The sequence below is a fragment of the Bacteroides mucinivorans genome (assembly GCF_034654355.2).
Lineage (GTDB): Bacteria > Bacteroidota > Bacteroidia > Bacteroidales > Bacteroidaceae > Bacteroides > Bacteroides nordii.
This window is the reverse complement of the sequence record NZ_CP178179.1, coordinates 2000247-2019442: the sequence shown is the minus strand read 5'-3', so window position 1 is coordinate 2019442 and position 19196 is coordinate 2000247. Positions and strand designations below refer to the sequence as shown.

The 19196-nt window shown below is 40.4% G+C and carries 15 protein-coding genes; 6 read left to right on the top strand and 9 right to left on the bottom strand.

Features of this window, described 5'->3' with window-relative positions:
* Nucleotides 1–34: 34 nt before the first annotated feature.
* Together VCM39_RS07165 and VCM39_RS07160 are read left to right on the top strand one after the other, a co-directional pair.
* Nucleotides 35–1207: a glycosyltransferase gene (locus tag VCM39_RS07165; protein WP_221649448.1), complete on the top strand. Its 1173-nt coding sequence runs from the start codon at nt 35–37 to the stop codon at nt 1205–1207.
* A gap of 29 nt (nt 1208–1236) precedes the next feature.
* Nucleotides 1237–2169: an endonuclease/exonuclease/phosphatase family protein gene (locus tag VCM39_RS07160; RefSeq protein ID WP_221649449.1), complete on the top strand. Its 933-nt coding sequence runs from the start codon at nt 1237–1239 to the stop codon at nt 2167–2169.
* 145 nt (nt 2170–2314) lie between these two features.
* Here the strand turns inward: VCM39_RS07160 and VCM39_RS07155 are convergent, their stop codons facing one another.
* The 3 genes from VCM39_RS07155 to VCM39_RS07145 form a co-directional block, all read right to left on the bottom strand.
* Complete coding sequence (locus VCM39_RS07155) at nt 2315–3316, bottom strand: IS110 family transposase (protein ID WP_322934266.1); 1002 nt, start codon at nt 3314–3316, stop codon at nt 2315–2317.
* 455 nt (nt 3317–3771) lie between these two features.
* A complete protein-coding gene (locus VCM39_RS07150; RefSeq protein ID WP_322934254.1) occupies nt 3772–5016 on the bottom strand; it encodes an ABC transporter permease in 1245 nt (414 codons plus the stop codon).
* 115 nt (nt 5017–5131) lie between these two features.
* Nucleotides 5132–6331, bottom strand: a complete 1200-nt coding sequence (locus VCM39_RS07145) for a pyridoxal phosphate-dependent aminotransferase (RefSeq protein ID WP_002561446.1) — start codon at nt 6329–6331, stop codon at nt 5132–5134.
* Nucleotides 6332–6528: 197 nt separating this feature from the next.
* Here VCM39_RS07145 and VCM39_RS07140 point away from each other — a divergent pair, with 197 nt between their 5' ends.
* Nucleotides 6529–7764: a fucose isomerase gene (locus VCM39_RS07140; protein WP_221649451.1), complete on the top strand. Its 1236-nt coding sequence runs from the start codon at nt 6529–6531 to the stop codon at nt 7762–7764.
* A 78-nt stretch (nt 7765–7842) separates the two neighbouring features.
* Here VCM39_RS07140 and VCM39_RS07135 read toward each other — a convergent pair whose 3' ends face one another.
* The 3 genes from VCM39_RS07135 to VCM39_RS07125 all read right to left on the bottom strand — a co-directional run bounded on the left by VCM39_RS07135 (nt 7843) and on the right by VCM39_RS07125 (nt 11429).
* The gene (locus tag VCM39_RS07135; RefSeq protein WP_322934253.1) at nt 7843–8679 is read right to left on the bottom strand and encodes a histidinol-phosphatase; all 837 of its coding nucleotides are present in this window, start codon (nt 8677–8679) and stop codon (nt 7843–7845) included.
* The gene (locus tag VCM39_RS07130; RefSeq protein ID WP_322934252.1) at nt 8676–10541 is read right to left on the bottom strand and encodes an ABC-F family ATP-binding cassette domain-containing protein; all 1866 of its coding nucleotides are present in this window, start codon (nt 10539–10541) and stop codon (nt 8676–8678) included. The genes VCM39_RS07135 and VCM39_RS07130 overlap by 4 nt, the downstream gene beginning before the upstream one ends.
* Nucleotides 10542–10604: 63 nt before the next feature.
* The gene (locus VCM39_RS07125; RefSeq protein WP_002561442.1) at nt 10605–11429 is read right to left on the bottom strand and encodes a DUF3805 domain-containing protein; all 825 of its coding nucleotides are present in this window, start codon (nt 11427–11429) and stop codon (nt 10605–10607) included.
* Between the two features lie 168 nt (nt 11430–11597).
* Here VCM39_RS07125 and VCM39_RS07120 point away from each other — a divergent pair, with 168 nt between their 5' ends.
* Entirely contained in the window at nt 11598–12317 is a 720-nt protein-coding gene (locus VCM39_RS07120; protein WP_289294128.1) for an SIMPL domain-containing protein, read from the top strand.
* A gap of 26 nt (nt 12318–12343) precedes the next feature.
* Here VCM39_RS07120 and VCM39_RS07115 read toward each other — a convergent pair whose 3' ends face one another.
* A complete protein-coding gene (locus tag VCM39_RS07115; RefSeq protein WP_322934251.1) occupies nt 12344–13537 on the bottom strand; it encodes a hypothetical protein in 1194 nt (397 codons plus the stop codon).
* A gap of 231 nt (nt 13538–13768) precedes the next feature.
* Here VCM39_RS07115 and VCM39_RS07110 point away from each other — a divergent pair, with 231 nt between their 5' ends.
* Nucleotides 13769–14458, top strand: coding sequence for a response regulator transcription factor (locus VCM39_RS07110; protein WP_002561439.1), 690 nt, complete (start codon nt 13769–13771; stop codon nt 14456–14458).
* Between the two features lie 184 nt (nt 14459–14642).
* The gene (locus VCM39_RS07105) at nt 14643–16421 is read left to right on the top strand and encodes a sensor histidine kinase (RefSeq protein WP_221649457.1); all 1779 of its coding nucleotides are present in this window, start codon (nt 14643–14645) and stop codon (nt 16419–16421) included.
* 175 nt (nt 16422–16596) lie between these two features.
* Here the strand turns inward: VCM39_RS07105 and VCM39_RS07100 are convergent, their stop codons facing one another.
* Both VCM39_RS07100 and VCM39_RS07095 read right to left on the bottom strand, forming a co-directional pair.
* Nucleotides 16597–17547 carry a glycosyltransferase family 4 protein gene (locus VCM39_RS07100; RefSeq protein WP_322934250.1) on the bottom strand — a complete coding sequence of 317 codons (951 nt, stop codon included), beginning with the start codon at nt 17545–17547 and terminating at the stop codon, nt 16597–16599.
* A gap of 358 nt (nt 17548–17905) precedes the next feature.
* On the bottom strand, nt 17906–18982 hold the full coding sequence (locus tag VCM39_RS07095; RefSeq protein WP_413544832.1) for an IS110 family transposase: 1077 nt from the start codon (nt 18980–18982) through the stop codon (nt 17906–17908).
* Between the last annotated feature and the right edge of the window lie 214 nt (nt 18983–19196).

The window sequence follows — 19196 nt, the reverse complement described above, 5'->3', positions numbered from 1 at the left end:
GTACTTTTGCAAGACCAAAACGACATAAAAATCAATGGAAGCATTTACATTCAATACTTTCGAACTGATTCTACTATCAGCAGCCGGAATTCTTCTCGTGATTCAGTTATTCTATTATCTGGGCATCTATAACCGGATACATACACGAAATATCGCAGATAAAAAAAACGAACTGCACTTTACCAAAGAGCTTCCTCCTCTATCGGTCATTATCTGTGCACGCAATGAATCGTCTAATCTACGCCAGTTTCTGCCTGCCATTCTTGAACAAGACTACCCACAATTTGAAGTGATTGTCATCAACGACGGTTCTACGGATGAAAGCGAAGAAGTACTCTCTGCCTTTGAAGAGAAATATCAACATCTATATCATAGTTTCACTCCGGAAAGTGCCCGGTATATCAGTCGTAAAAAGCTGGCATTAACACTAGGTATCAAAGCGAGTAAATACGATTGGCTGGTATTCACCGAAGCCAACTGTCAACCTACAAGTAACCAATGGTTACGACTAATGGCACGCAATTTTACCCCTCATACCCAAATTGTATTGGGATACAGCGGATACGAACGTGGCAAGGGATGGTTGCATAAACGCATATCATTCGATGCTTTATTTACATCACTGCGTTATCTGGGATTTGCTCTTGCCGGAAAACCATATATGGGACTGGGACGTAATCTAGCATACCGGAAAGAGATGTTTTTCAAAGAAAAAGGATACTCTACCCACCTGAATCTGCAACGAGGCGAAGACGACTTGTTCATTAACCAGATTGCGACTCCTGATAATACACGGGTAGAAACAAATAGTAATGCTGTAATACGGATGCAACCCGTAGAAAGATACAAAGACTGGAAAGAGGAGAAAGTGAGCTATATGGCTACTGCACGTTATTTTAAAGGTGTCCAGCGCTACTTTCTTGGTTTTGAAACCTTCTCACGCCTGTTGTTTTATATAGTTTGTATAGCCGGTATTATATTCGGAATACTGCATCTCCATTGGTTAGTAACCGGTATTGCTCTATTTATATGGTTAATACGTTATATTACACAAGCCATTGTGATCAATAAGACAGCGACAGAACAAGGAGACAACCGACGCTATTATTTTTCTCTTCCTGTATTTGACCTGTTACAACCCCTTCAGACTCTCAAATTCAAACTCTATCGTTTCTATCGGGGGAAAGGAGACTTCATGAGAAGATAACACAACAAACCTACTTTAAATACATTATTATGAAAAAGAATCTTTTAATTTTAGCCGTCCTGCTCATAGGTTTACTCAGTTGCCAAAGTCAAAAACCGATTGAACACGGAGCATTTACAGCAGCATCTTATAACCTTCGTTATGCTAATGAAGGCGACTCTATTGCCGGAAACGGTTGGGGAACGCGCTATCCGGTTATTGCCAAACTCATACAATACCACGACTTCGATATCTTTGGAACACAGGAAGGATACATTCGCCAATTGGAAGATCTGAAAGCGGCATTACCCGGTTATACCTACATTGGTGTAGGCCGTAACGATGGCAAAGAGGCAGGAGAACATTCTGCTATTTTCTACCGTACAGATAAATTTGATCTTCTCAAGAAAGGAGATTTCTGGCTGTCGGAAACACCCGATACAGCAAGTATAGGTTGGGATGCCGTATTACCTCGCATCTGTAGTTGGGGACATTTTAAATGCAAAGATTCCGGATTCGAATTTCTGTTCTTTAACCTCCATATGGATCACATTGGTAAAAAAGCCCGTGTAGAAAGTGCCTTCCTCGTACAAGAGAAGATGAAAGAACTGGGAGCTAATCTCCCTGCTATCCTCACAGGAGATTTTAATGTAGATCAGACACACAGTTCTTACAAAGCATTAACCGAAAAGGGAGTACTTGTTGACTCTTATGAAACAGCAGACTTCCGCTACGCTACCAATGGAACATTCAACAGCTTTGACCCGAATAACTTCACGGAAAGCCGGATAGATCATGTTTTTATATCTCCGCTGTTCAAAGTAAAAAAATACGGGGTACTGACAGATACTTATAGAAGCGCAAAAGCTACAGGAATAGAAAAAGCCAATGCAAAGGATTGTCCGGAAGAGATTTCTATTGAAAGCTACGAGGCACACACACCCTCTGATCACTTCCCGGTAAAAGTGGAACTGATGTATTAGTGCTTGTGCTTCCCGCACGGGAAGGTGCGACAGGCGATGGATGCAGAGCTATTGAAACGCAGAATTCTAAGACCTGCGCAAATATTTGTGCAAGAAAAAACAGTTAAATAAGTTAAATGGGTTGCTATCTAGTGTAGCAGCCTGTTTAACTTTTATATGTATTCAACTCCACAAACGGCGTTCCTCTTTTGACAACTGCAAACATTCTACATATCAATTTAAACTTCACAGCATTCAATACCACTCCAAAAGCTTTTCCCTGCATTGTCTTACGAATATAATATTCTTTCAATTCCTTGTCCCATACAATTGCAGACTTTGCAGCTTGCGAAAGGTCCGCTTTCAAGAGTTTTGCCCCTATATGGGAAACTCTGGTGGCCCCCTTGACTGAGGTTCCCGAAGTATGTTCAAAGGGGGCAATGCCCAAGTAACAGGCATACTGTCTTGCCGTTTCAAACGCTTCAAAGTTATTTGTGTGTATGAGGGTGGAAATGGCATTGACACTTCCAATACCCTTTATGCCGGTCAGCAATTCATAATTTTTTGCAATAGCCGGATCTTTTCCGACCAGTGCAATCATTTCTTCTTCCACAGTTTTAATTTCTCCTTCCAACACATCCACCATATTTTGAGCGCGTAGCAGAGTACTTGTTCTGGGACGTTCCTTGTTGTCAGTCAACAAGGCCTTATATTCAGCCTGCTGTGTGACAAAGCGCTTCCTCTCAGCCGACAAGTCCTGCAAACGAAGTACGGTACTTCCTGAAAGTTTAGAATAGGTAAGTTCTTCCCGATGAAGATAGGTGAAATAGGCAATCCCTTCGGCATCCACCTTGTCGTTTTTGCCACGAACCAGACCTAATGAACGTTTCAGATGCAAAGGGTTAAACGTACAGTAATCGATCTGGTGTTTTTCCAAATAAAGCCGCAAATCAAAACTGTAAGTGCCTGTATGCTCCAGACCGACAACGATCTGGTCAAGTGCTGCCTTTTTCTTTTTAAGCCAGGATAGTAAGGTATCATATCCTTCCTTGCTGTTGGATAACTGTTTGTAATTCTCAGTGTCCGCATGTTTCTTTGCAGAGTCATAAATAACCACATCCAATGTTTTTTTGGATACATCAATGCCGATAAACCAATTCTTTTTCATAATTTTGTTACACCATTATTGTTAACCATAGGTTGAACTCACTAAATCCTTTAATAGGCTAATGACCTAAAATTCTAATTGGGACGATTCAACTGAAAAGGAAAGCAGGACTAATTCTGCGTATAGGACTTCTGCCTAGATAACGCAATAGGTCACCTGCTTCCCTTGGTTAACTTGTTTTAACTACAAAGATAATATTTCAACCTCTATTTATTATGATGCAAATCTAAAGGATTAACGCAGATTTTCGCAAATATAAAGGGATATTCCTAAAATAAGAAAATTAAAGGCAACTAATTCATTGCGAGTTAGTTGCCTTTTTTGTATCTTTAAGCAGGGATATTCAGTAAATGTCCCTATAAAAGAGAGAATATCAGCACTTTAATCTGCGTTTTATCCGGATAATAGCACTCTGTGGAACTCTGTGTTACTCTGTGGTAAACCCGTATTCATCATTATTCATATCGCATTGAACTCGCAGGATTAATCTTTGTAATCAGATAAGAAGGACCTAACAGCATCAATACAGAGGCAAACAACGTACCCATATTAATCAACAGAAATAATCCGATATTAAAAGAGACGGGAACAGAATCTACATAATAACTTTCCGGATCGAGTTTCAAGATATGGAACTGGGATTGCAATACACAAAACAGCAATCCAATAGCATTTCCCCAAATCATTCCTTTACCAATCAGAAAGACAGAGAACCAAAGAAAAACCTTACGAATGGTGAAATTATTGGCTCCTAAAGCCTTCAGGATACCAATCATATTGGTACGTTCAATGATAATAATCAGTAAACCGGAAATCATAGTAAACCCGGCTACACCTACCATTAAAATAAGAATTACCCACACGTTGAGATCAAGTAATCCAAGCCATTCAAATATCTGAGGATTAAGCTGCTCTATATTCTGTACAAAGTAAACGCCCCCATATTTATCAGCGCGGTTATCCGTACTCTCTGCCACTTCATAAGTAATGCTTTCCAACCTGTCATAATCATTGACCCGCAACTCTGCGCCACTTACCTGTTCCGATTTCCAATTGTTCAGACGATTCACTGTGTACAAATCCGTCAATAGAAACAGATTATCATACTCAGAAAAATTGGTCTGATAAATCCCTTTGATAGTCAACGGCCGAACACGAACATTATCCTGTATATAATAAGTATATATCTTATCACCCAGTTTCAACTTCAACTTATCAGAAAGTGCTTTAGATATGACAACCTGGTTGGTTGCAACCGAATCACTAAATGCAGGAATCTCCCCCTCAACCAGGTTACTACGAAAAAAAGAAGCATCAAACTCAGGTCCCACTCCTTTCAGAACCATTCCCTGAAAAGCATCATCCGTCTTAATCATTCCCGGCTTTGTAGAGTAACGTTGCACATGCTTCACATCCGGATAAGCAGAAAGCGCAGCCATCATACTGTCATTCACCACAACAGGATGTGTTTCAAAGGAACGGACAGCATCAAAATTACTGATCTGAATATGCGATCCGAAACCGGTAACCTTATTACGAACCTCTCCCTTAAAACCAATGACCACTGCCACCGTAATAATCATCACCGCCAAACCAATAGCAATCCCCACCATAGCGATGAGAACAGCCGGACGTGATACCTGCTTTCCGCCATCGGTATCACGATAAAGGCGACGGGCGATGAAAAGGGATAAAGACATAGAAAAAAGTGATTAGTAAGTTAGTGATAAGTGATTAGTAAGTTAATGAGTAGTGATAAGTGATTATATTATAATCCGCATGGTACTGATCACTTATCACTAAATCCGCTTATCACTAAATCACCTTTCCCGGATATGCCTCCAAAGCCTTTTGCAACACAAAGAGGGCACGATTCAAATCTTCTTTTTTGAGCACATAGGCTATACGGACCTGATTTATTCCCGCACCGGGAGTAGTATAAAAGCCGGAAGCAGGAGCCATAAATACCGTCTGACCTTCATACTCAAAATCAGAAAGGCACCATGCACAGAATTTATCCGAGTCATCTACCGGCAACTTAGCTACCGTATAAAATGCTCCCATCGGAATGGGAGAATATACACCCGGAATACGATTCAATCCGTCAATCAGACATTTACGGCGTTCTACATATTCGTCATACGTATCACGCAGATAATCCTCATTGGCTTCAAGTGAAGCCTCAGCAGCAATCTGGCCAATCAATGGAGGACTCAGACGAGCCTGGCAGAATTTCATAACAGCATCACGTATTTCTTTGTTCTTCGTAATCAAAGCACCGATACGAATACCACATTCCGAATAACGTTTTGACACTGAATCAATCAATACTACATTATTCTCTATTCCTTCAAGATGACAAGCAGATATATAAGGAGAACCGGTATAGATAAACTCACGATATACCTCATCCGAGAAAAGAAACAAGTCATATTTCTTCACCAAATCACGAATCTGGTTCATCTCCCGGCGACTATACAAATACCCTGTCGGATTGTTCGGATTACAAATAAGAATGGCCTTCGTACGTTCATTGATCAACTCTTCAAACTTTTCTACTTTAGGCAGTGAGAAGCCCTCTTCGATAGTAGTAGCAATCGTACGAATCTTTGCTCCGGCAGAAATGGCAAATGCCATATAGTTAGCATAAGCCGGTTCGGGAACAATGATTTCATCCCCCGGATTCAAGCAAGAGAGAAACGAAAAAAGTACAGCTTCCGAACCTCCGGAAGTTATGATTATATCGTCTGCAGTAAGATTGATATTAAACTTCTGATAGTATCCCACCAGCTTCTCGCGATAACTGCGATATCCGGCACTTGGACTGTATTCCAACACTTTACGATCAATATTGCGTATCGCATCAATCGCGACCTGAGGAGTGGGCAGGTCTGGCTGTCCGATATTCAGGTGAAACACATGAACCCCTCTTTGCTTGGCTGCATCAGCCAGAGGAGCCAGCTTTCTGATTGGAGATGCAGGCATCTCGTTTCCGCGAATAGATATTGTTGGCATAAATCTTTATATATGGTTTATAAGTTATGAATTGTCAATTATCAACTGTCAACTGTCAATTGAGGCAGCAAATGTACACAATAAATCGGATACAGAGACATAAAAACTTTAAAAACCTTATCAAGGTTAAAAACGTTATGGTATTATGAAAAGAAAGCTATACATTTGTCATATATGAAACCTAAAACAATACCATAATGACCATAAACCTCATCACATTCGCATCATTACTACACAAACAATCTTCGATACGTAGTTCGCACGAAGCAATTCTAAGCGAATTAGAGAAATACTTCACTGTACGGTTTGTTAATTATGAAGATATTGACAAACTCAGCAATGACGATTTTAAAATAATATTCATTGCCACCGGAGGAGTAGAAAGACTGGTCATACAGCACTTCGAATCTCTTCCCCGTCCTGCTGTAATCCTTGCAGATGGCATGCAAAACTCACTTGCCGCTGCACTTGAGGTATCTTCCTGGCTTCGCAACCGGGGAATGAAAAGCGAGATTCTGCATGGTGAACTTACCTCTATTATCAAACGTGTACATATCCTATATAATAACTTTCAGGCACAGCGTTCACTTTTTGGTGTCCGTATCGGTGTGATTGGCAGTCCCTCTTCCTGGCTAGTAGCAAGCAATGTAGATTATCTGCTGGCCAAACGCCGATGGGGAGTAGAGTACATTGATATACCATTGGAGCGGGTGTATAAAATCTATGACCGTATCACCGACAATGAGGTAGGAGCCTCCTGTGCTGCTGTTGCCTCACAAGCATTGGCCTGCCGGGAAGGAACTCCGGAAGATATGCTCAAAGCGATGCGCCTCTACCGCGCTATCAAAAGGGTATGCAAAGAAGAGAAACTAAGTGCCGTCACATTGAGTTGTTTTAAGATGATAGAACAAACAGGTGCTACCGGTTGCCTGGCATTAGCAATGTTGAATGATGAAGGTATCCTTGCCGGATGTGAAGGTGATCTGCAATCTATATTTACTCTTCTCACAGCAAAAGCATTGACCGGAAAGGTTGGGTTCATGGCAAATCCTTCGATGATTAATACCCGCACCAATGAATTGATTCTGGCTCATTGTACCATAGGTTTAAAACAAACAGAAAAATATATTATTCGCAACCACTTTGAAACAGAGAGCGGAATCGGTATTCAGGGATTACTACCAACAGGAGATGTTACCATTGTGAAATGTGGCGGTGAATGTCTGGACGAATATTATCTGTCAACAGGTACACTAACGGAAAATACGAACTTCATCAATATGTGCCGTACGCAGGTACGAATAAAGATGAACACTCCTGCCGAATATTTCCTGAAAAATCCACTGGGCAATCATCACATCCTGATACAGGGCAACTATGAAGTCTTATTAAATGAATTCCTGCAGGCAAATACATGTAAAAGAACAGAATAACTGAAACCTCCCATAATAATATATGTAATGCCCCATTAGAATATACCTAATGGGGCATTACATATATTGGCATTTTATTTACAAAATACTACATTCCACCCATTCGCCTTCATGCATTTCCATTACAGTTTTAAATCCGGCCTGCTTCAATGCCTTCAAGGCTTCCGGACGTCCGGCATTGATCTTTTCGGGATAATGGGCATCACTGTTTACCATCACCCGGATACCCAATTCTTTCAACAAAGGAAAATAACGTTCATTTGGGAAAAATGTACCGTATAGATGATAAGCTTTAGAGTTAATCTCTACCATATAACCATAACGGGCAATCGTTGTGAAATAATCACGCATCAGGTTTTCATACCACAGTTCATCCAACAAACCGGGACGATAGGAAGCCGCATTATAATGCATCTTATCCGCATGCCCCAAAATATCAAAACCTCCTAACTCCATCATACGGAGTTGGCGATCATAATAGAGACGGATTACCCGGTCAAGGTCACCATGAAAGTGCTCATCCACTATCTTACGAAACACAGGAGGAGCTACATCAATATCCACAACTTCTCCCTTATCATTATATAACAAATGCACAGAACCGATGCGATAGTCAAGAGGCAACTTACGGAAACGAGCTATCGAAGGATTACTCTCCTCATTCAAATAATCAATTTCGAGACCGGAATAGAATTCGATCTTGCCTGCATACTTCTCTTTCATCCGGCGGAACTCAGCCAGATAATCTTCCATTTGATCCCATTCCATGGTCCACGCAGTAGGGAAAGGAAGCGGTGCATGAGAAGAAATACCATACGATGTAAATCCTTCAGCAATTGCAAAACGGATAAATGCATCCATATCAGCACGCCCGTCACAATACAGGCAATGACTGTGATAGTTTGTCAGATTCATGATTCTATTTCGCTTAATTCCAACCAACGCATTGTTTTCTCATCAATCAAATCATTCACTTCGGGCAGACGTTTAGACTTTTCGGTTAATTCATCTACCGAAAGCGTACCGCTACATAACTGCTCTTCAATCGCTGCTTTTTCAGCTTCCAGTCCGGCTATCTCTTTCTCCAGTTGTTCAAACTCCCGTTTTTCCTTGAAACTCATTTTACGTTTCTCATTCAGGCGAACACGGGCTGTCTTCTCTTCCTGTGGCTTTTCAGCCTCTTTCTCCCGCTGCGCTTTGGCTTCTTTCCAGTCACGATAATCACTGTAATTACCCGGGAAATCCCGAATATCCGCTTGCCCGTTAAACACCAGAAGATGATCTACCACCTTATCCATAAAATAACGGTCATGGGATACGACTATGACACATCCTTTGAAATTCTGAAGATATTCTTCAAGCACATTCAACGTGATAATATCGAGGTCATTGGTAGGTTCGTCCAATACGAGGAAGTTCGGATTACGCATCAGCACTGTACAAAGATAAAGGCGACGACGCTCTCCCCCACTCAGTTTATAAACATAACTATGCTGTGTCTCGGGCGTAAAGAGAAAATGTTGCAGAAACTGCGAAGCTGTCAGCTTCTTACCGTTACCAAGTTCTATGACTTCGGCAATGTCCTGCACAACATCAATCACTTTCATCTGTTCGTCAAACTGGAGCCCATCCTGCGAATAATATCCAAAACGAACGGTCTCACCTATATCTATCGTACCACTGTCCGGTTGTACCTGCCCCATCAGCATCTTGATAAAAGTAGATTTACCCGTCCCGTTATTACCAACAATACCCATCTTTTCATACCGGGCAAAGATATAAGAGAAATCTTCCAGTATCTTCAAATCACCGAAACTCTTGTATAAATGATCGGCCTCAAAGATCTTACTACCAATATAAGATGCTTTTACGTCCAACTTTACATTATCATTATTAAAGCGCTGTTTAGCCACTTTTTCTATTTCATAGAAAGCGTCCTGACGATATTTTGCCTTGTGCGCACGAGCCTGTGGCATTCGTCTCATCCAGTCAAGTTCCGTACGATAAAGATTATTGGCACGTTCAATTTCTACATTCGTAGCCTCAATACGTTCCTGCCGCTTCTCCAGATAATAACTGTAGTTTCCTTTATATTGATACACCTGACGATTGTCTATTTCTATAATTTCGGAGCAGACCCGATCCAGAAAATAACGGTCATGCGTTACCATCAACAAACTAAGGTTGGTACGACGCAGATACTCTTCGAGCCATTCCGTCATATCGAGATCGAGGTGATTGGTAGGCTCATCCAGAATCAGCAGATCAGGCTCAGTGATTAAAGCATTTGCCAAAGCTACCCGTTTAAGCTGTCCACCCGAAAGATGCTTCACCTGCTGATCGAAATTACGGATTTTCAATTGCGAAAGAATCTGCTTGGCTTTTTGCTCATATTCCCATGCCTTTTCATGATCCATACGAACCAACAGATCTTCCAGTCCCGGATGTCCCTCTGTCTCCATACAGCGTTCATATTCTTTGATCAGTTCTACCACACTGTTACCATGATGAAAACAGGCTTCCAGTACGGTAAGTTCTTCAGGATATTTAGGATCTTGTTCCAGGTAATCGACACGGAGGTCACGACGAAATACAATATTCCCGCTATCATATCCCTCCTTCCCGGAGATTATATTCAATAACGTAGTCTTTCCTGTTCCGTTTTTAGCTATCAAGCCAATACGTTGTCCTTCGGCAATACCAAAAGATATATTTTCAAATAAAACTAAATCTCCGAAAGATTTAGTAAGGTTATCTATCTGTAAATAAGGAGTCATTTTTTTAGCGATTAGTGATTAATGATTAGTGATAAGCAAAGATTTCTCTCTCAGCGCAGCCCACTAATCACTCATCGCTAACAGATCACTTATCACTAATTTATACGTTTCCCCTGCCTTTACCCTGCTCCACAAAAGTTTCATAGGATCAATCAGTTTTCCATCTTTATACTGCAACACCGGCACTTCCCGGTTACCATCAATCAATGTCATCCATTCCAAACCTTCTATTTCATTGGTTAGTATAGTACAAACAGTAATGCCAATAGCCAGCCAATCTTCTTTCTTTTTACCGATCACACCACTGTCAATCACCTGCTGGAGTTTAGGTAAATCTTCCTCCAATCCTTGAAAATCCTTCTTCAATTGTTTCTTTACGGTGTTTACTGTCCATTCATATCCTTCATTAATGACATAAACCTCAGACAAACGCACAGGTATTACTTCCGCCGGATATTTCTGCCCGTCTTTACGGATATCCAGCGTGGCAATCACTTCTTCCGCTTCCTTCACTTCGCCCCCTTTGGGTACGGTGAAAGAACATTCAAAGGCTACATTATCTATACCGGTTATCCACAGATGAGTAGTATAGTAAGCTCCTTCTTCCTGAAACATTTCTTTACTATATGCACATTCCAACCTGCCAACTTTCACCAGTGAAGCCGAAGGATTATCTTTTAATTCCTGTTTTACGGCCTCTCTTCCATAATTTATACTACCACGCGCAGCAGCATCCGCTTTGAAAGCCGAAATTCGGAAATTCCCTGTCCATACGTCGGGATTATAAAAAAGAAAGGAACCCTCACCATCTTCAAACTCACTCCAGGTTGAAGGATAAATCATAGTAAACCAAGCTCCCGGAGAGATAAATTTCTTACCTTGTATCATACTTATTCTGACTTTTTCTTTTGTGCAATAGATAATATTCCGACAAAAATAACACTCCAAAAGCGGATATGCAAAAAACAATAAACAATAAATGTTGTCTCATTTGTTTTTCCTTCACAGAACTCTTATCTTCGGCAACAAATACAATAAATTAAAAGTAGGAAGAATATGAAAACATTCGCAGTGCTCATTGCCCTATGGTTAGGGGGAATCGTATCGTTATCAGCTCAGGAACCGGACGTAAACGCCCGCTATATTGAAGTTACCGGAAGCTCCGAAGTAGAAATCATTCCCGATGAAATTCATTTTATGATTACTATAAAAGAATTCTGGCAGGAAGAGTTCGAAGCAAAAAGCAAACCGGAAGATTACAAGACGAAAGTCCCCATAACAGAAATCGAACGTTATCTGATGAACGCTTTAAAGCGTGCCGGCATCCCCCAAACAGATATCCAGACCCAGGAAGTAGGAGACTATTGGCGTGAACAGGGAAAAGATTTTCTGATAGCCAAGAGATTTGATATAAAACTACAGAATTTCGGGCAGATAGACCGGATTATAAAGTATGTCGATACCAGAGGAATTCAGTCGATGAACATTGGTGAACTAAAGAACAAAGACATGCAGGAGTATCGTGCAAAAGGGAAGATAGAAGCCTTAAAAGCTGCACGGCAGAAAGCCGCTTATCTGGTAGAGTCTTTGGGACAGAAACTCGGAAATGTTCTTCGGATCATAGAACCGGAAGACAGAAACTACTATCATTTCCAACCGCAGTCCGCCATGAGCAATGTTGCCTTACAAAGTAATGATAGCAATCCGGAGAATTTTAAAACGATCAAGCTGAGATACCAAATGACAGCACGTTTCGAAATACTCTCCGCCCAATAACTCAAGACCAGCCGATAGGACCATTTCTACTTTCCTATCGGCTGGATCTTTCTTCGTACGTCTTTTGATATTTCAAGAAACATATAATTCAGCCTGCCGGAGTGAATTCCTTTTTCATTCTCCTTGTACTTCTTATTCGCATACTGCTTCGACTTCTCAAAAGTAAGCAACGACATTTGATTCTGTGACTTGCCTACCATGGTAGAATCCAGTTGTTCATCCGGGAAGAAATCATCCAAATCAACATCACCAATCATTGTAGTCTCCAGAAAATTCATCTCTTTATGAGAGTTATCTGTATAATAGCCCACAAACATATGCCCCGGCGTACGTACCAGAATAGGATCAATATTAATGGCACGAAGCAAAGAAGCAAACAATACACTCCCATCCACACAGTTTATCTGCGAAGACTCCAATGCATCATCAAACGTGCGTACCCGCTGCGAAAAGACCACATTGCTCGAAAGGCTGGTATTAGAAACCGAACTGTAACGAAAATTACGCTTCTGAAGCACATTCCAAAGAGCATATACTTGCTTGTCTACCGCGCCGGCTGTTGTATTCTGATACCCTAAAAAGCGATTTACAATACGGGTATTCAGTGCCTCACGCAACAGTTTATCAATCATCGGATTTTCTTCATTGACATAAGCTGCAAAAAAGATGCCGGTATCATGGAATTTTGTTCCATTAGTAACATACCCCAACAGGCACTCATTGACGCTACGTACCGAAAACGTTCGTACCCGTTGTCCCATATCTTCACCATTCATCTCTACCGTAACAGCCACACTGACCGGCTCTGCCTGCACATTATTTTTCAGTGCTTCATAATTCCAGATAATATCAGGATAGATCGTGTACTCTTTTCGTGGTTTCTCAAGAATGAATTCAGACACGGAACGTGAAAAGAAAGGAGTCTCGGCCACTTCAATGCGCACCCGGCTATAAGCCGAGCGAGATTTTACTCTTATAGCAATACACGATTTCGGATTGCCTATATAAAGAGAATCAGACGGTTCAATAACCTGTGCATCCGTCGTAGCTACGGACAAGATGGCAGAAGGGAAAATATTCCCACCCAAATCATCCATTATTTCAAAGCCGGAATGAAAAGAAGTACATTTGTATATAGACATACCGCTCACAATGATAAGCAATATGGCAATAACACCCAGCACCTCTCGTTTCCGCTGTTTCAAATCTATTTTCATCATTTTGTCTTCCGTTTGTTTAGATATAACAAAGATAGTTCTTTTTTGTTGGAAAACAGAAAGTCGTAACGCAATTGTAATACGTGTTTCACTCCGTCGTAACAAAAAGGTCTCACCTTTGCAACGAAATAAAATAAAGATTATATTTGTAATATGAATAATATGCCTGTTGGTTGCATTATCTTCTTTTAATTGGCATATTAGCATATTGGCACATTAAATAATTATTAAATTATGAACGATTACCGCATTTTAGTTGTCGACGACGAAGAAGATCTCTGTGAGATTCTGAAATTCAATCTTGAAAATGAAGGATACGAAGTAGACACGGCCAATTCTGCCGAAGAAGCTCTGAAAATGGACATCAGCAGTTATAACCTGCTACTATTGGATGTGATGATGGGAGAAATCTCAGGATTCAAGATGGCTAATATGCTGAAAAAAGATAAGAAAACAGCCCACGTGCCTATTATCTTTATCACAGCCAAAGATACGGAGAACGATACGGTTACCGGATTCAATCTCGGAGCAGACGATTATATCTCCAAACCCTTCTCTTTGCGTGAAGTGATAGCCCGCGTCAAAGCTGTATTACGCCGCACTGCTACTGTAGAAACAGAAAAAGCACCGGAACAGATCACTTACCAAACCCTAACTATCGACATCACCAAAAAGAAAGTAAGTATAGATGATGAAGAAGTAGCATTAACAAAAAAAGAATTTGAAATTCTCTTTCTGTTATTACAAAACAAAGGTCGCGTATTCTCCCGCGAGGATATCTTAGCCCGGATATGGAGTGATGAGGTATATGTACTCGATCGTACTATTGATGTCAATATCACCCGACTGCGTAAAAAAATAGGTATCTATGGCAAGCGGATTGTAACCCGCTTAGGATATGGGTACTGCTTTGAAACAGAATAAAATAATAATGTGTCAATATAATAATGTGCCAATATGCTAATGTGCCAATGTGCCAATGGGCTGCGCTGTCATGCTACCAATATGCCAATATGCTAATGGGCCAATGGGCTGCGCTGTCATGCTGCATAGCAATTGGCATATTGGCACATTGGCCTATTAGCACATTATTTAATAATTATTTATCATGAATCTACCTGTCAATCAAAAACATTTTCTCTCTTTCAGCCGAAAGCTCTTTCTTTCGGTCATCTCTTTGTTTCTGGTCTTTGCAGCCTGCTTTATAGCCTACCAGTATCAACGTGAAAAAGAGTATAAGGTAGAACTCCTGCATTCACAATTACAGGACTATAATGCCCGTTTGCATGAGAAGATCCCTACTTCTTCCTCTATGCAGAAGGAGTTGAATGACTATATCAGTAGTCATGCTTTGAAAGACCTTCGTGTGACGGTTATTAATTTGGATGGAAATGTACTTTATGACAGCTATGAAAAAAACAACTCCCGGTTTGAAAACCATATTAATCGTCCGGAAGTGGCAAAATCCCTAACGGCAGGCAATGGCTTTGATGTACGGCGCACCTCCGAAACTACAGGTACACCTTATTTTTATTCCGCCACTCTCTACAAAGATTATATTATACGATCTGCCTTACCTTATAATGTCAGTCTGATAAACAACCTGAAAGCGGATTCACATTATATATGGTTTACTGCTATTGTAACTTTATTGCTGGTTATTATCTTCTATAAATTCACCAATAAGTTAGGAACCTCTATCAGCCAACTGAGAGAATTTGCTATGCGGGCAGACCGGAATGAACCTATTGAAATGGCTATGCAATCGGCCTTCCCCCATAACGAATTGGGAGAAATATCCCAACACATCATTCAGATATACAAACGTCTGCACGAGACCAAAGAGGCTCTTTACATTGAGCGTGAGAAGCTAATCACTCACCTTCAGATTTCCCATGAAGGATTAGGGGTATTTAATAAAGACAAGAAAGAGATATTAGTAAATAACCTGTTTACACAATACAGCAACCTTATTTCGGACTCTAATCTTGAGACGGCTGAGGAGGTATTTACTATCAGTGAGCTGAAAGAGATCACAGACTTCATCAATAAAGCTCCCAAACGCCCATCCGGTAAGGAAGAGAAACGAATGTCCATCACCATTAACAAAAACGGTAAAAACTTTATTGTAGAATGTATCATCTTCCAGGATATGAGTTTTGAAATAAGTATTAATGATGTCACTTTGGAAGAGGAACAGGTACGTTTGAAACGTCAACTGACTCAGAACATTGCTCATGAGTTAAAGACACCTGTCAGTAGTATTCAGGGATATCTGGAAACAATTGTCAGCAATGACAATATCCCGCGTGACAAGATGAACGTGTTCTTAGAAAGATGTTATGCACAAAGTAACCGCCTCAGCCGACTGCTACGTGACATCTCAGTACTGACCCGCATGGATGAAGCAGCCAATATGATAGATATGGAAAAGGTAAATATCAGTATATTGGTGACCAATATCGTCAATGAAGTATCGTTGGAATTAGAAGAGAAACATATCACAGTGGTCAACTCTTTGAAAAAAGACATTCAAGTACGCGGCAATTACTCCCTACTCTACTCTATCTTCCGTAATCTAATGGATAATGCCATTGCTTATGCAGGGAGTGACATTCATATCCATATCAACTGTTTCCGTGAAGACGAGAACTTCTACTATTTCAGTTTTGCAGATACCGGTATAGGTGTCTCTCCCGAGCACTTGAACCGTTTATTCGAACGCTTCTACCGGGTTGACAAAGGACGCTCACGCAAATTAGGCGGAACAGGGTTAGGACTTGCTATTGTGAAGAATGCAGTGATTATTCACGGAGGAAGTATTTCAGCAAAAAACAACCAAGGCGGAGGACTGGAATTTGTGTTTACATTGGCAAAAGAGAAATAAGAAAAAATTGCGTGGTTCTTAACACATGCACTTTTGAATCGATTCTTCTCCCCCAAAAAGTATCCTCCAACAACAAAAGGATTAGCTATATGCATACTATAGATTATCACATTTACAATTATTGTAAATATAATAATTATAATTTAGATAAAGAGAGGTAATTGGAAGAATTATATTATATCAAGAAATGTAAACGGAAATATTTCCGCATAAACAATATGTACATTCCACTTAGGATAAGTATACTCCCTAACAAATACCAATAGCTATATTCCTGAAGATAGAAATATCCTGCTATCACCAATGCCTGTACTATCATATAAACAGAAGAAACTGCCACATGAGGTACCTTCAGTTCATTTGCCATAATCTGATACAGATGTTTCCGATGCGGCAAACCAATATTCTCATGAAGCATCAGGCGATGGATAATGGTAAGTACACTATCTACTCCATACACAACTAACAGTATAATCCAACTGAAATCCTCCGTCTTGATTATCAGCTTACCGATAAGAAACAAAACGATAAATGCTATACTCACCGAACCTACATCACCGGCAAAACACTTCGCACACTTTCGGAAATTAAAGAAATTAAAGACCAGTACGGAACAAAGAACAGTAACAATCAATTCTTGTTCCACAAAAGAAACAATCTCTCTGTTTATATAGGCAAGAGCCACAAGAACAACCAGAGAGTATCCGCCTGTGACACCATTAATACCATCCATAAAGTTATAAGCATTAATGATACCGGTACATATTATTAGCGCTACAAGGATCGTCCACCAAGGAAGAGAAAACAGGCCCCATTGATAGAACATCAAAGCCATAGCAGAGAAATGGAATACCAATCGCAGTGCCTGAGAAGTAGATCGGACATCATCAATAAAGCTGATTAAGGTGATCAGTGTCAGGGCAAGCATGAACCAGGGATATTCGAAATGGTTCGTAAGGAAATAGGCTAATACACCAAAATAGAAGATAATTCCCCCACCTCGTAAAGTGATCCGAGTATGCGAACTGCGCTCATTGGGTTTGTCGATGATATTGTATTCATCAGCAATACGGAAATAAAAAAGTTCTGCTAAGAAGAGCAGAACTAAGACTATTAAATAATACATACTTCTATGTTGTATTCCTAATAATTGAATACTCTTTTATTTGTTATTAACTTTATAAATCAATTAGTTATCTCTTTTCTCTCATTTTTCAAGAAACAATACCCTACCAGACTAAGATGAAAATCCTACTCTATCAACCACTAATCACTTCTATCGTTCCTCGTGGCTTTCTCTTAAATAAAAGCCCTATTAGACAAACTTCTATGAGTTTAACTGCACAGCGGCAGGCAACAATTTACTTCTTCAGAATAATAGGATGGACGCAACAAACTATTAAGAGATGCAGCTCAAGGCTCATCAAATATGAAAAAGGAGTCGTCCAAACTGAAATTTGCCTAACAGGCTTTTATAGGGTATGCTAACAACATCTGTCATATTCATATTTCTTCCCTTTTTTCAGCACATTCAAAATTCTGCTTGATAATTTACGGGCGATACGTATAATCGCTTCTTGTGGTCTCATGCGTTTGCAATATTCACCATAGGCAGCTGCCATGACACTGTCATGCCGTATGATTACCCAAGAACTTTCCACCAACATGGGACCGATCTTTTTATTTCCCCTGAATGTTTTCTCGCCGTTACAGGATTTCTCTCCACTGCTATGCATGGTGGGGATAAGTCCCAGATAAGAAGCGAACTCACGCTGGTTGTTAAAGCGGGATATGTCATCTATTTCCGTGAGCAGACACATGGCGGTATTCACTCCTATGCCGGGAATAGAAATAAGAAGGGAATAACGGCCGGCGTACAACGGACTACCGGCTAAATCACGAAGCAGGCGGTTTGCCTTAAGCAGGCTTTTCCTGAATAAGTCAACCTGTTCCAATAACAAATCAAGTCCGATACGGCTGGAAGACAATAAAACCACATCTTCACGTAGCCAAGACATAAAACGTTTAGACCAATGCGTATTAGGACTGGCAAAACAATCGGGCAACTGAACACCATTATTATAAAGCAAATGCTTTACACGCGATTTATAACCACCGAGTTGTTGTTTGAGGGTTTTACGTATGCGTACAACACTACGATTGTCCAGATTTTCTTTCCTGCGAATGTAGATACCTTTAAGTGTGCCGGCCTTTAAAGCTTTGGCAAGCTTCTCCGAATCCACAGGATCAGACTTCATCACATTCTCGTATTGAGTAGTAGGAACATCAGCCGCATGGATGACCATGCAAGAAATGCCATACTCCTGGAGAGCGTAATAAGTCGAGAAGCCACTAAATCCAGACTCGTAAACGGCTTGATAATTTCCGTTAGGATAATGTTTCTTCAAATGTTCAAAGAGCTCTTTGGCAGAAGACTTTTGAGAATGTTTCTTTTTATAACCCGATTGGGTGAGAATAGTCACGTTCCAAGTCTTCAAATGCACATCAATTCCGATATAGATATTTTGTCCATCGAAATTTATTCCTTTACTTTGTACCATAGGTGTAATAGTTTTAATTACTGATTATTTGTTGATTGTCAATTCCACAAATGTAGTAATTCAATTATTACGCCTATTCTGTTTAAAACAAATCTTCGGTCGGGGAACGCCCAGCGGCAAGGGGCGGGAACACCCGTCCCGACGAGCGTTGGTTTTCAGTGTTTACAAACATAGTAACTATTATCTTTTCAGTAAGATCATTTTAGAATTAATT

Bases quoted from the DNA above. Each gene is read 5' to 3' on its own strand.
- VCM39_RS07130 (WP_322934252.1), bottom strand. From the start codon at position 10,541: ATGACTCCTTATTTACAGATAGATAACCTTACTAAATCTTTCGGAGAT.
- VCM39_RS07125 (WP_002561442.1), bottom strand. From the start codon at position 11,429: ATGATACAAGGTAAGAAATTTATCTCTCCGGGAGCTTGGTTTACTATG.
- VCM39_RS07120 (WP_289294128.1), top strand. From the start codon at position 11,598: ATGAAAACATTCGCAGTGCTCATTGCCCTATGGTTAGGGGGAATCGTA.
- VCM39_RS07165 (WP_221649448.1), top strand. From the start codon at position 35: ATGGAAGCATTTACATTCAATACTTTCGAACTGATTCTACTATCAGCA.
- VCM39_RS07115 (WP_322934251.1), bottom strand. From the start codon at position 13,537: ATGATGAAAATAGATTTGAAACAGCGGAAACGAGAGGTGCTGGGTGTT.
- VCM39_RS07110 (WP_002561439.1), top strand. From the start codon at position 13,769: ATGAACGATTACCGCATTTTAGTTGTCGACGACGAAGAAGATCTCTGT.
- VCM39_RS07105 (WP_221649457.1), top strand. From the start codon at position 14,643: ATGAATCTACCTGTCAATCAAAAACATTTTCTCTCTTTCAGCCGAAAG.
- VCM39_RS07145 (WP_002561446.1), bottom strand. From the start codon at position 6,331: ATGCCAACAATATCTATTCGCGGAAACGAGATGCCTGCATCTCCAATC.
- VCM39_RS07155 (WP_322934266.1), bottom strand. From the start codon at position 3,316: ATGAAAAAGAATTGGTTTATCGGCATTGATGTATCCAAAAAAACATTG.
- VCM39_RS07160 (WP_221649449.1), top strand. From the start codon at position 1,237: ATGAAAAAGAATCTTTTAATTTTAGCCGTCCTGCTCATAGGTTTACTC.
- VCM39_RS07150 (WP_322934254.1), bottom strand. From the start codon at position 5,016: ATGTCTTTATCCCTTTTCATCGCCCGTCGCCTTTATCGTGATACCGAT.
- VCM39_RS07135 (WP_322934253.1), bottom strand. From the start codon at position 8,679: ATGAATCTGACAAACTATCACAGTCATTGCCTGTATTGTGACGGGCGT.
- VCM39_RS07100 (WP_322934250.1), bottom strand. From the start codon at position 17,547: ATGTATTATTTAATAGTCTTAGTTCTGCTCTTCTTAGCAGAACTTTTT.
- VCM39_RS07140 (WP_221649451.1), top strand. From the start codon at position 6,529: ATGACCATAAACCTCATCACATTCGCATCATTACTACACAAACAATCT.
- VCM39_RS07095 (WP_413544832.1), bottom strand. From the start codon at position 18,982: ATGGTACAAAGTAAAGGAATAAATTTCGATGGACAAAATATCTATATC.